General features: G+C 45.4%; 12 protein-coding genes. All 12 read right to left on the bottom strand.

The annotated features are described in order from the left end of the window. Positions 1 to 81: 81 nt before the first annotated feature. A complete protein-coding gene (locus D7D50_RS06620; protein WP_117744444.1) occupies positions 82 to 447 on the bottom strand; it encodes a TIGR02328 family protein in 366 nt (121 codons plus the stop codon). Then, positions 448 to 825 (bottom strand): YbgA family protein, encoded by a 378-nt coding sequence (locus tag D7D50_RS06615; protein WP_120701784.1) that lies wholly within the window; start codon positions 823 to 825, stop codon positions 448 to 450. Between the two features lie 558 nt (positions 826 to 1,383). After that, positions 1,384 to 3,252: an ABC transporter ATP-binding protein gene (locus D7D50_RS06605; RefSeq protein WP_120701783.1), complete on the bottom strand. Its 1,869-nt coding sequence runs from the start codon at positions 3,250 to 3,252 to the stop codon at positions 1,384 to 1,386. Next, positions 3,242 to 4,990, bottom strand: coding sequence for an ABC transporter ATP-binding protein (locus D7D50_RS06600; RefSeq protein WP_023023773.1), 1,749 nt, complete (start codon positions 4,988 to 4,990; stop codon positions 3,242 to 3,244). Before D7D50_RS06600 ends, D7D50_RS06605 begins: the two co-directional genes overlap by 11 nt. A 284-nt stretch (positions 4,991 to 5,274) precedes the next feature. Beyond that, entirely contained in the window at positions 5,275 to 5,427 is a 153-nt protein-coding gene (locus D7D50_RS06595; RefSeq protein ID WP_023023775.1) for a hypothetical protein, read from the bottom strand. 97 nt (positions 5,428 to 5,524) lie between these two features. Then, on the bottom strand, positions 5,525 to 6,448 hold the full coding sequence (locus D7D50_RS06590; RefSeq protein ID WP_120701782.1) for an aldo/keto reductase: 924 nt from the start codon (positions 6,446 to 6,448) through the stop codon (positions 5,525 to 5,527). A 97-nt stretch (positions 6,449 to 6,545) separates the two neighbouring features. Further along, positions 6,546 to 7,760: an ABC transporter permease gene (locus tag D7D50_RS06585; protein ID WP_120701781.1), complete on the bottom strand. Its 1,215-nt coding sequence runs from the start codon at positions 7,758 to 7,760 to the stop codon at positions 6,546 to 6,548. Further along, a complete protein-coding gene (locus D7D50_RS06580) occupies positions 7,757 to 8,650 on the bottom strand; it encodes an ABC transporter ATP-binding protein (RefSeq protein WP_120701780.1) in 894 nt (297 codons plus the stop codon). Before D7D50_RS06580 ends, D7D50_RS06585 begins: the two co-directional genes overlap by 4 nt. Before the next feature lie 11 nt (positions 8,651 to 8,661). Next, on the bottom strand, positions 8,662 to 9,435 hold the full coding sequence (locus D7D50_RS06575) for a DUF3169 family protein (protein WP_120701779.1): 774 nt from the start codon (positions 9,433 to 9,435) through the stop codon (positions 8,662 to 8,664). A 2-nt stretch (positions 9,436 to 9,437) separates the two neighbouring features. Then, on the bottom strand, positions 9,438 to 9,647 hold the full coding sequence (locus D7D50_RS06570; RefSeq protein ID WP_003002675.1) for a helix-turn-helix transcriptional regulator: 210 nt from the start codon (positions 9,645 to 9,647) through the stop codon (positions 9,438 to 9,440). A 12-nt stretch (positions 9,648 to 9,659) separates the two neighbouring features. Then, on the bottom strand, positions 9,660 to 9,968 hold the full coding sequence (locus tag D7D50_RS06565; RefSeq protein ID WP_120701778.1) for a hypothetical protein: 309 nt from the start codon (positions 9,966 to 9,968) through the stop codon (positions 9,660 to 9,662). A 235-nt stretch (positions 9,969 to 10,203) separates the two neighbouring features. After that, the gene (pheT, locus tag D7D50_RS06560; RefSeq protein ID WP_120701777.1) at positions 10,204 to 12,609 is read right to left on the bottom strand and encodes a phenylalanine--tRNA ligase subunit beta; all 2,406 of its coding nucleotides are present in this window, start codon (positions 12,607 to 12,609) and stop codon (positions 10,204 to 10,206) included. Positions 12,610 to 12,674 lie beyond the last annotated feature (65 nt).

Below are 12,674 nucleotides of genomic sequence, written 5' to 3'. Positions count from 1 at the left end.
AGAGCCCACTCAACCACTGCGTCTTGCTCGACTATCCAAAGACAGTTGAGAGGCTAGGACTTTTGTCCCAGCCTCTATTTCTTAATCTAATTGAATCCCTTTTTCTGTCAGATTCTCCAGGCATTCTTGGAGGTAAGTAGCCTGGTGCTCGGGATAGATGGGGGTGTTCAAAGCTTCCTTTTCCAATTCTGGATAGGCTGGGCAGGTCTTGCCTCGGTAGGTCGACTCCCACCACTCTGGACTGACCTTGTAGCCACGGGCGGTCATCTCCTCCATGATCAGGCGATGATAAGCATAGAGGCGATAAGGCGAGTAATCAAAGACATAGTTGACCGTCGCGTGCTTCTTGCCCCAGCCATTTCCTCGAAGGGCGCAGCATTCTCGGTGTTGGCCCAGGAGCTGGGGGCGTGGGAGTTTGGGAATCAAGTCTTGGTGCCAAAGTCTCATCTATTGGCCTCCTAGTAGCGTCGAATCTTGTAAATAGCGATTAGGGTAGCGCTCAAGGAGATTTTGGATCCCCTTGATAAGGTCCTCTTGGCTAGCTTGGCCATGCTGGTACTTCTCAAGTAACAACATGAAGTCCGCCTTTTCCTCTGCAGTCGCCTGCTTTTTGAAATAGCCCCAGATATGCTGGAAGGCATTGGAGACCTGGCCACGATTTTCCGGTAAAGCCAGCGCTTGCTGGATCAGGTCCTCAACCTGGCTGACCTCTACCTGGTCTTGCTTGAGGTATTCTCGGATCTCCTTGTAGATATTACTGGAACGACTCAGTACCAGGTATTTATTTTTCGCCCATAGGACTTGGCAGTGATGTTTTTGATCCACTCTTGTCTCCTTTAGTTCTTCTCTATGAATAGTCCTCCCATTATACCATGGAAATGAGTGAAGTCATAAAAAGAGAGTGGGACAGAAATCAGTAATTCATTAGAATTCGATTTCGTCGTCCCACCTCCGCACAGTTGAGTAGGGCTGTAAAAGCTGATAAATACAGCGTAGTAGAGCCCACTCAACCACTGCGTCTTGTTCGACAATCCAAAAACAATTGAGAGGCTAGGACTTTTGTCCCAGCCTCACACGGAATTATTTAGAGTAAAACAGTTTGGGAAACTGTTTTAGCCTGAGCCCAGAAATGAAAGAGTGAAGGGGCTCAAAACGAATTGAACACGGGCTGCGGATTGTGTCAAAAAGATAAGTCTTCCTAGAATCCAAAGATTCTGCGTCAAACTTTCTATTTTGACTTTATCCGCAGACGCCCTTTGTATCTTGATTTAGTCATGGAACTTCTTCGAAGTTCGCTGACATCCGATCTCACCTAAGGAAAGTTTCAAAGACAACATTATCCATAAGCAAAAAGCCTGTGCCAACGCTCAGACTTTTTTTGTGTTAATCAATTTCAAGACCACCGGTGTAGAGGCGGTAATAAGTCCCGCGTTCTGCCATCAAGGAAGCGTGGTTGCCTCGCTCGATGATGCGTCCCTTGTCCATGACCATGATCACGTCCGAGTTGACGATGGTTGAGAGACGGTGGGCGATGACAAAGACGGTGCGTCCGGCCATCAGGCGATCCATCCCTTCTTGGACCATCTTCTCTGTCCGTGAGTCGATCGAAGAGGTCGCTTCATCAAGGATCAAGACTGGCGCATTGGCCAAGGCAGCACGCGCAATAGCAATCAGCTGACGTTGACCATTGGATAGACCGGCTCCATCATCGTTCAAGACAGTATCGTAGCCTTGGTCCAAATGTTTGACGAAGGAATCCACATTGGCAATGCGGGCTGCTTCCAGGATTTCCTCCCGGGTCGCATCTGATCGACCATAGGCGATATTTTCTGCAATGGTTCCAGTGAAGAGGTGGGTATCCTGCAAGACAATCCCTAGAGAGCGACGGAGCGAAGCCTTCTCGATCAGCTTCACATCGATACCATCATAGGTGATAGATCCTGATTGAATATCGTAGAAACGGTTGATCAAGTTGGTTATGGTGGTCTTCCCTGCTCCTGTCGCGCCTACAAAGGCCACCTTTTGACCCTTGTCCGCATAGAGGTTGATATCGTAGAGGATTTGGTTCTTCTCATTGTAAGAGAAGTCTACATTGGTAAAGACGACATTTCCGACCAATTTGACCAGTTCATAGTCTCCATTTTCCCGCGGGTGTTTCCAAGCCCAGAGGTTGGTCTTCTTATCAGTGATGACCATGCGACCATCGACCTCTTCATAGTTGACCAAGGTCACTTTCCCTTCATCCACTTCGACTTCTTCATCCAAGAGATCAAAGATCCGATCTGCCCCAGCCAGAGCCATGAGGACAAAGTTCAACTGTTGCGATACTTGGGTGATAGGCCCGTTGAAGGAACGGTTGAGCTGGAGAAAGGCCATGAGACCACCAATGGTGAGGCCACTGATCCCATTCAAGGCGAAGATTCCTCCGACCAATGAGGTCAAGACGAAGGAGACATTTCCCAGGTTCCCCAAGATCGGCATCAGGACATTGGCATAGCGGTTAGCTTGGTAGGATGATTCAAAGAGTTGGTCATTGATCCGCTCAAAGGCTTCAATGCTTTCCTCTTCATGGACAAAGGCCTTGACCACCTTTTGACCAGCCATCATCTCTTCGATAAAGCCATTTTCAATCCCTAGGTTCTTTTGCTGATCGGCGAAATAACGACCCGACTTACCAGAGATATCCTTGATGACATAGGCCATGACGCCGACCATCGAAAGAACGAGAAGGAAAAGAAGAGGGCTAATCATGATCATGCTGAATGCTACACCGATGATCGTGATGGCAGATTGTAAGAGCTGCGGGATAGATTGCTCGATCGCTTGGCGAAGAGCGTCGATGTCATTGGTATAGATAGACATGATATCCCCGTGCTGGTGGGTATCAAAGTACTTCACAGGGAGCTTCTGCATACGGGCAAAGAGCTGGTTCCGCAGAGAGCGCAATGTATCCTGAGATACTGTCGCCATAATGAGGGAGAACCCATAGTTGGCCAAAACTCCCAAAATACCGACTACTGCCAGCATCATCAAGAAGCTGAGGAGAGGACCAAAGTCCTTGCTACCACTATCTAACATAGGTTGGATGTATTGGTCCACCAAGGCCCGGATAGAGGAGGTAATATAGACCGTAGAGAGGGAGGCTGCCACAATGAGGATAGCCGCTAGTAGGAGAACAAACTTATATTGTTTCCACATATAGTCTAGCAAGCGCACGAGCGAGCCCCAGCCAGCTTTTTTCTTATTCTGCATCTGCTTGTCCTCCTTTCCCTTGGGTTTGCATGTCATAGACTTCACGGTAGATGGCATTGGTCTCAATCAAGTCGTGGTGAGTACCAATCGCATCGATCTTACCATCATTCATGACCACGATCCGGTCTGCATCTTGGATAGAAGAGATCCGTTGGCCAATGATGATCTTAGTTGTATCTTTAAGACTGGTGGCCAATCCTTGACGGATCAGGCTATCGGTCTTGGTATCGACAGCCGAGGTCGAATCATCCAAGATCAAAATCTTTGGATTCATCAAGAGAGCGCGGGCGATACAGAGACGTTGACGCTGACCACCTGAGACATTGGCTCCACCACGTTCGATCATGGTATCATAGCCATCCTTAAAGTTCTGGATAAATTCATCCGCTTGAGCAATCTTACAAGCTTCCATGATTTCTTCATCCGTCGCGTCCTTATTTCCCCAGCGCATATTTTCCTTGATGGTACCAGAGAAGAGGACATTGGTTTGAAGCACCATGGCTACTTGCTTGCGCAAATGATCTAAATCATAGTTTCGCACATCCTGACCAGCGACCTTAACGCTACCAGACTCCACATCATAGAGACGAGGGATGAGCTGGACCAGACTAGACTTACCGGAACCAGTCCCCCCAAGGATTCCGATTACTTCACCCGAGCGAATGCTGAGGTTGATATCGGACAAGACATGGGTCTTGTCGCCATTTTCATCCGTGTAGGCGAAGTCCACATGGTCAAAGGTAATAGAACCATCTGCTACTTCTGTCAGACCGTTCTCCGGAGAGACAATGGTTGACTCTGTCCCAAGGACTTCATTGATCCGCTCTACAGATGCCATAGAGATCGAGAGCATAACGAAGATCATCATAAACATCATGAGGGACATAAGGATGGTCATGACATAGGCAAACATAGACGTCAGCTCACCAGTCGTAAAGCTTCCACCCACGATGAGTTGTGCCCCGATCCAAGAGATCAAGATAAAGGAAGCATACAAGGAGAGCATCATGGCTGGACTACTCAAGATCACGATGCGAATAGCCTTCATGAACATGTTGTAGATCAAGCGAGAAGCCTTCTTAAACTTAACCGTCTCTTCTTCTTCCTTGACATAGGACTTGACCACACGCATGTTGGTGATGTTTTCCTGGATGCTATTGTTCAAGTTATCATAGGCATCAAAGACCTTGGTAAAGAGTGGATAGACGATCTTAGTGATCACACCCAAGACCAGCCCCAAAAAGAGGGTAATTCCTACAAAGATACTAGCCATTTGCGGATTGATCAAGTAGCTGGCAACAATGGCAAAGATTAGATTGAGCGGTGCCCGCACACAGATCCGGATCACCATCTGATAGGAGTTCTGCACATTGGTCACATCCGTCATCATCCGGGTTACCAGACCACCTGAGGAGAAACTATCGATGTTTTCAAAGGAAAAGGTTTGGATCTTCTTGAAGATCGCCTTCCGTAGGTTCTTAGCAAAGCCAGCTGAAGCAAAAGCCCCGTAGCGAGCCGACTGTATTCCACAGAAAAGAGAGAGAAAGGCGAAGACCAACATGAGGAGACCATAGGTCAGAACAGTGGTCATATCCCCCTTCTGAACCCCCTTGTCCAGAAGCGTCGCCATAATGAATGGAATAGAAATCTCAAACATGACCTCAAACACCATATAGAGTGAGGCTAGAATAGAGGGTTTCTTGTATTCCTTGATTTCAGCAATCAATGACTGAAGCATAGTTACCTCCTAAAAATGCTAGTTAGTAAACTTTTCTTTACTGGCCGTCCATTTCCGAACAAAGAAACAGTCCTTCGTTCTGAGAGGATTGCGCCTACAAAAGAAAGCTATAGAAAGAGAAAGCGCCCTGACAGCGTTACTGTAGGGACGACTTTCATTATTCATACTATTTAGTATAGAGGAATATAGGAGAAAAATCAAACATTTAGTCATCCTCTCCACAGAATATTCCGATTTGACCATCTTGAAGCCCAGTTGGCTAGAGTTCTATTTAAACTGTATTCCTATTCACTCGTACTGAGGGACACCCAGCTCAAGGCCGCAGCCCCAATACCAATCACAAACTGCAAGAGGATTCCCACAGAGATAAAGGACCATTTGTTGCGCCAGATTAAGTAAAAGGCCCCTTTCAGGTCCTGCCAGTAGTTCCGTTTCATGATTTCTATTATTCCCTTAGAATAGCGGAATAGCCTCTCTCTTTCAATCATTTATCACAAGCAAAAAAGGCTGGGAAGCCCAACCTTTTTAATAATTCTATGGCAGATCATTACCCGCAGCCAGGTAGATTTGGTACCATTCCTTACGCGTTAGGGTTACTGTTGCTGCTTTCCCCGCTTCAAGGACATGCTGGGGTTTGGTCGTTCCGATGACGGCCTGCATCTTACCCGGATAGCGGAGGACCCAGGCTAGGGCAATAGCGGTCGGAGTGACCTTGTATTTCTTCGCCAAGTCATTGAGGACATGATTGAGGGCCGCAAACTCTTCCTTGCCGACAAAATTCCCCTTGAAATAGCCATGCTGGAGGACAGACCAGGCTTGAATCACTGTATCCGTTAAACGACAATACTCAAAGACACTGCCATCTCGCACGGCTGCTTTTGGCCCTTCCATATTGACATGAAAACCAGCTTCAAAGCTCGGTGTAAAGGCGGCACTCAACTGCAACTGGTTAACCTTGAGAGGCTGTTTGACAGCCGTTTTGAGCAATTCCATCATCATAGGATTTTGATTGGACACTCCAAAATGACGGACCTTGCCCGCTTGCTCCAAGTGATCAAAAGCTGCTGCTACTTCTTCCGGCTCCATGAGAGCATCCGGTCGGTGAAGGAGGAGACTATCTAAGCGCTCGATCTGCAGGCGCTCGAGGATGCCATCGACGGAGTCCAAAATATAGTCCCTAGAAAAATCAAAATAGGTAAAGCCGTCTTTGCGAATGCCACACTTGGACTGGATCCACATCTGATCTCGAAGATCCGGACGGCGTTTGAGAACCTTACCCAACAGGACCTCACACTGGCCATCACCATAGATGTCCGCCAGATCAAAAGTGTTGATCCCAATTGACAAGGCTGCCTCCACCAAGGCCTCAACCTCATCTTCACTCATCTGACTGATCCGCATCATCCCAAGGACAATCGTGGACAGACGCTCATTTTCAGCAAACTCAATATAGTTCATGTCCGCCTCCTTTTCTGTAGTTCTATTGTAGTGAAAAGGCTTGCAAAAGTCAATTTGAAATCAGAAAGCCCTCAGCAATAACTGAGGGCTTGATTGATTAACGATAGCTTAAAGCTTTTTTAACAGTTTTGACCAAACCTAGATCATCTGTTTGTAGGATGAGGCTAGAATAGATTTTTCCAATGATCATGGTGCCGAGGAGCGTGAAGGCCAAGGCAATTCCGAATGACCCCCATGATTCCAGTCCACTTGCATAGCCATTGATGGTACGGAATGGCATGAAGAAGGTTGAAATGAATGGAATGTAGGATCCAATCTTCAACAGAAGGACATCTCCTGCACTACCCAAGGCAGTCACTCCAAAGAAGCTAAAGAACACTAACATCATCAGTGGCGAAATCGCTTTTCCTGTATCTTCTGGACGAGCAACTGTTGAACCTAGGAAAGCTGAAAGAACCACGTACATGAAGATTCCAAGAATGATCAAGAATAAGGTATTCAAGGAAATGGATTGTCCAATATGTTGGGTGATAGGAGAGTCTGGAGATAAGATATCTTTCACAAGAGGAATGGAGTCTCTAAACATCCAAACGCCTCCCAATCCGACTGCATAGATACCAATATGAGTACAAATGACTCCGAAAAGACCAATCATGCGAGCATAGAAATAGTGAGTTGCGCGAATGCTTGAGAAGACCACTTCCATAATCTTGGTCCCTTTTTCACTGGCTACCTCTTGAGCAGTGATACCTGAATAAAACAACAGAATCATGTAGATAAGAAAACCGATCCCTCCAGCTACCACGGTCTGCACCATTTTCAGCCCTTCTTTCTTCTCATCAATTTTTTCAATCAATGAGACCTGTTGCGAAAGGGCTGCTAACTGCTCTTGGCTTAAATCCGCTTTAGAAACATTGAGCATTTGTTGGACCTGACTCAATTTAGCCATAAGGATTGCTTTGAAACCTGGCTTCATGGCATCCTCACTCTGGTAGCGAGCCTCTAGCTGGCCATCCTTTTCTTCAACTGTGAGGATTCCCTTGATTTCTTCCTCTTTCATGGCCTTCTTAGCTGCTGCTTCATCCTTATAGTCAAAGGACAAGCCATCGGTCCCTTTCAAGACTTCCTTGACAGGAGCTTGATCTGTAATCAAGGCGATGTTGCTTTTCGCAGATGTAGAAGATCCGACGAAATAGTTCACTCCAATCGTCAATCCGAAGAAGAGAAAGGGAGTAAGCACCATCAGTAAAAAGCTCCATGATTTCACTTGGCGTAAATAAGTTTCTTTGATAACAATCAGCATCTGTTTCATACTTCTACTCCTGATTCTAGTTTAAAGATTTCATCAATGGTTGGGGCTTGTTGGTCAAAGGTTGCTAGATAGCGACCCTTGGTCAACTGATCAAAGAGGTCCGGACCTGCTGTTTCATCATCCAATACCAACTTCCACAGGCCTTGCTTGGTCATGGTCACCTTGGTCACGTGAGGCAGCACTTCCAACTCCTCTTTACTGAAGTCATTGGATACGAAGAGACGAGTCTTCCCGAAGCTATTGCGAACTTCTTGTACGGGACCTGAGAGAACCACAGATCCATCACGAATCATGACCAACTCATCACAGAGTTCTTCCACATTGGTCATGACGTGGTCAGAGAAGATAATGGTCGCACCACGCTCTTTTTCTTCAAAAATGACCTGCTTGAGCACTTCTGTATTGACAGGATCCAGTCCACTAAACGGCTCATCCAAGATGATCAATTTTGGCTCATGGATCATGGTAATGATCAATTGAACCTTTTGCTGATTCCCTTTTGAAAGGCTCTTAATCTTATCGGTTAATTTCCCTTTTACTTGGAGCTTTTCCATCCAAATTGGAAGTTTCTCCTTGACCTCAGCAGTTGACATTCCTTTGAGATTAGCAAGGTAACGGACTTGCTCGTAGATAGTCAACTTAGGCATGAGGCTCCGCTCTTCTGGCAGGTAGCCGATTTCCTTATAGGTTTCTTGACTGATTGCTTGGCCATCCAATTGGATATCGCCACTGTAGTCAAGGAAGCGGAGGATACTATGGAAGATGGTGGTCTTCCCTGCTCCGTTCTTCCCGATCAAACCTAAGATGGACCCTTTTTTCGCCGTCAAGTCAATGCCGAACAAGACTTGCTTCTTGCCAAAACTCTTCTCTAAATTTCTAATTTCTAACATAGAAAACTCCTCTACTCTTTATAGTAACGTTTGGTAATCTTGTACTGAGAGACCAAGATATAGACATAAATCAGTGATACAACTACTAATGCTAACAAGATATCTGTCTGGAATGTAATCCCAACTAAGAATATCGCCATTAAGGAAATCGGTAAGACATAATTGCTTAACTTGAAAACAATGTCGAAGTTCTCCTCATAGCAAATTTGTTTTTCTGCTTCATCCATCATACTCATTATTAATTCACGGACTTCTGCTCCGCTAGAATTGCGTGGAATCGCTTTTCCATAAATCTGTTTAAACGTTTTTCGAAACTGATGTTCCAATCCAAAAGTAAGTAAAAGCAAACCAAGGAAAGTAAGCGGGATGGTGTATTTCCCAAGGATACCTGTCAGTTTTTCTTCATAGATTAGTTTTTGGCAAGAGAAGAAAATCACTAGCAGATAGGGAACAATCATAACGCCTTTGAAAATCGTAGCCAAGTCATAGATTCTTCTCGTTTGGCTTTCATAACGGTAGGCCTCGTCTTCATCCTCGGTCGCCTCCATCATCTGATATGACTGACGAGACGAGAAAAGATAGGTAGACGCAATTCCGAAAATTATCAAATATAAAATGATAGAACCTATATAAAGCATATCTCGATCAAATAACTTTTGGAATTCAATAGGATGGTCTGACCCAACAAATCCTATCAAAAAAGCGACGATGACACCTGGTAGGAACATGGCAATGTTTCTCCAAAAACGAAAACGGGCTGACCTTTCTTTGTACTTCTTTTTCACTTTTATTCCTCTCCCTCTACTAGACTAAAGACATTCTCCACCGGTTCCTTGAAAATTTGGGCGATGGTGATCGCAATGATAACCGAGGGGGTGTATTCTCCCCGCTCCAAGAGACTGATGGACTGGCGTGAGACTCCTGCTAGCTTAGCTAGCTCGGATTGGTTGAGCCCATCACGCGCCCTTAGCTCTTTCAGTCGATTTTTTAAAATCATGGCATCCGCCTCCTATAGTTGAATACCTTGAATATCTTCGATACGGACTAACTTGGTTTCCTTTTCTTTTTTCTTATTTTCACGGCTTAATTTGACCCAATCTTCATCGATATCGATAATTTCATATTCGGTTCCAAAACCATTTACTGTAACAGTGACCGTTTGGCCTTTTAATTCTTCTAAAAGTCTAGACATATCTTGATTTCCTTTTAATTGTTTTTCCAATCGTCTGATGCGTTTGTTCAACCTTTTTATCTTCTTTTCTGAGCTTGCATAAAATATAACCAAAAAAGGGATAAAAAGAATCCACATGGCTCCCATAAGAAAACCTCCCCTTCTTTCAACTAAAATTATTGTAACACTTCTTTTTCTTTTTGACAAGTATATTTGCCAAAAAAATAAAAATATTTGTCAAAAATAGAAGGATGATTGACATGGATATTTTGAGTACTTAAAGGAATTTCTTTATTTTTATAGGGTTTTAAGCCCTCAAACATGCAAGTTCTGCAAGAAAAAAACAGTTGAGAAAATCTCAACTGTTTCTTGTTTTAACGATTTACCGCACTTCTGCGTCTACTTTATCTTCAAGGGAAGCTTGAATTTTTTCCATATAGCGTGCGACTTCTTCGTCTGTCAAGCTATCTTCTGGATTTTGGAAGGTCAAGCTATAAGCCATGGACTTCATTCCGACACCCAGTTTTTCGCCTGAGAAGACGTCAAAGAGCTTGATGTCTGTCAAGCGTTTCACGCCCGCAGCTCTTATGGCATCGACCACTTCTTGGTGGGTCACTTCTGCTTTGAGGAGAAGGGCGATATCACGGCTCACCGCTGGGAACTTGGTGATTTCCACAAATGGAGCGGCTGGTTGAAGGGCTGCTTCGATAGCTGAAAGGTTAAGCTCTGCTACATACGTCTCTGGAATATCATAAGCCTTAGCCGTTACAGGATGCACTTGACCGAGGAAACCAAGGACTTGGTCACCGAGTGAAATCAAGGCTGTCCGTCCTGGGTGAAGACTCTTGATCTCTTGCGTTGCGGTATAAGTCACCTCAAGACCCAAGCGAGCAAAGAGGGCTTCCAAAATTCCTTTAGCATAGAAGAAATCAACTGGAACAGCTGGCGTTTGGAAGTCTTTTTCAGCGACTAAACCTGTCAAAGCAAAGGCAAAACTGTTGATTTCATTTGGCAATTCTTCTTTTGGATTTCCAGTTTGCTCGAAGACCTTTCCGATCTCGTAGAGGGCCAAGTCTTTGTTCTTACGAGCCACGTTGTAAGCAACGGTATCCAAAATACCTGAAACCATATTTTGACGAAGGACTGAACGATCCACAGTCATTGGCCACATGAGCTCAGTTAAGTTGCTTGGTGTAGTCGTAAATTCAATCGCTTTTTCAGGTGTTGTCAAAGCATAGGTGATGATTTCAGTCAGTCCTGCTCCTTCTGCAATGGTGCGAACTTTACGACGCAATTTTTGAGTCACAGTCAATTCACCGGCTGTCCCATCGTCTTTTGGAAGACTGGTTGGCAAGCGGTCATAGCCATAGATACGTGCGATTTCTTCAAAGAGGTCTGCTTCGATGGTGATATCCCAACGGCGACGTGGTACGCTAACTGTGAAGCTCTCTGCATTTCCAGAAAGACCAAATCCAAGGCGACGGAAGACATCTTCTACATCCGCGTAGGAAAGCTCTGTACCAAGGACACGGTTAACGTCTGCAAGAGTGGAAGAAACTTCCACGTCCGAAGTATCTAGTTGGCCTGCTGAAACGATACCTTTACGAACAGTCGCACCAGCCAATTCAGCAATCATGCTTGCTGCCGCATCAAGGGCTTCATTAACAGTTGCCACGTTGATGCCTTTTTCAAAGCGAGAAGATGATTCCGAACGAAGGTTGAGGCGACCGCTGGTCTTACGGATTGATTTACCATTGAAGACAGCAGCTTCAAGGACAACACGAGTAGAGTTTTCAGAGATTTCCGTCGCTTGTCCGCCCATGACACCTGCAAGGGCTACTGGTTTGTCAGCAACCGTAATCACTAAGTCAGTTACTTCCAACTCACGCTCTTCCCCATCCAAGGTCACTAATTTTTCACCAGCACGCGCTTCACGCACACGGATGTCAGTCCCTTCAAAGGTATCCAAGTCAAAGGCATGCATAGGCTGACCAAAGTAAAGCAGGATATAGTTGGTCACGTCGACGACATTGTTAATCGGACGGATGCCCTCGTTCATGAGGAGGTTTTGCAACCATTGTGGACTTGGTGCAATAGTCACATTGTCCAAGATACGGGCTGCATAGTAAGGTGCCTTGTCTGTGTCAATGCTGACTGAAAGAGCATCTGCTGTAGCTTCGGTCGTTTCTGTTAAAGTAAATTCTTTGAAGGTCACTGCCTTGTCATAGATGGCTGCCACTTCGTACGCAACCCCACGCATAGAAAGAGCGTCTGCACGGTTTGGAGTGATGGAAAGTTCGATAATTTCATCATCCAAGTCTAGGTAAGAGAATACTTCCTCACCTGGTACTGCATCATCCGGCAAGATTTGGATGCCATCCGCAAATTCCTTTGGCACAACGGAGTCAGAAATGCCCAATTCACCAAGTGAACAGATCATCCCTAGTGACTCTAAGCCACGGATTTTCCCTTTTTTGATCTTGTAGTTATCCGCGATGCGAGCACCCGGAAGAGCCACCATAACCTTGATTCCTGCACGCACATTTGGTGCTCCACAGACGATTTGACGGGCTTCTTCTTCACCCACATTGACTTGGCAGACATGCAAATGAGTTTCGGGCACATCTTCACAAGACAAGACTTCTCCGACGACAATTTTTGAGAGACCAGCAGCTGGTGATTCCACACCTTCTACTTCGATCCCTGTGGTTGACATTTTTTCAGCCAACTCTTGTGATGGCACATCGATGTCCACCAATTCTTTTAACCATTTATAACTAACTAACATATGTAAGATACCAAGGGTTCTACTGAAATCTAGATGACTTTCCTAGATTTCTTTTGGCCCTCGTT

The sequence above is a fragment of the Streptococcus koreensis genome (genome assembly GCF_003627135.1).
Classification (GTDB): domain Bacteria; phylum Bacillota; class Bacilli; order Lactobacillales; family Streptococcaceae; genus Streptococcus; species Streptococcus ilei.
This window is presented reverse-complemented; position numbering and strand designations above follow the sequence as displayed.

Coding starts and splice junctions, on each gene's coding strand:
- D7D50_RS06620 (WP_117744444.1), bottom strand. CDS start 447: ATGAGACTTTGGCACCAAGACTTGATTCCCAAACTCCCACGCCCCCAG.
- D7D50_RS06605 (WP_120701783.1), bottom strand. CDS start 3,252: ATGCAGAATAAGAAAAAAGCTGGCTGGGGCTCGCTCGTGCGCTTGCTA.
- D7D50_RS06600 (WP_023023773.1), bottom strand. CDS start 4,990: ATGCTTCAGTCATTGATTGCTGAAATCAAGGAATACAAGAAACCCTCT.
- D7D50_RS06595 (WP_023023775.1), bottom strand. CDS start 5,427: ATGAAACGGAACTACTGGCAGGACCTGAAAGGGGCCTTTTACTTAATC.
- D7D50_RS06590 (WP_120701782.1), bottom strand. CDS start 6,448: ATGAACTATATTGAGTTTGCTGAAAATGAGCGTCTGTCCACGATTGTC.
- D7D50_RS06585 (WP_120701781.1), bottom strand. CDS start 7,760: ATGAAACAGATGCTGATTGTTATCAAAGAAACTTATTTACGCCAAGTG.
- D7D50_RS06580 (WP_120701780.1), bottom strand. CDS start 8,650: ATGTTAGAAATTAGAAATTTAGAGAAGAGTTTTGGCAAGAAGCAAGTC.
- D7D50_RS06570 (WP_003002675.1), bottom strand. CDS start 9,647: ATGATTTTAAAAAATCGACTGAAAGAGCTAAGGGCGCGTGATGGGCTC.
- D7D50_RS06565 (WP_120701778.1), bottom strand. CDS start 9,968: ATGGGAGCCATGTGGATTCTTTTTATCCCTTTTTTGGTTATATTTTAT.
- pheT (WP_120701777.1), bottom strand. CDS start 12,609: ATGTTAGTTAGTTATAAATGGTTAAAAGAATTGGTGGACATCGATGTG.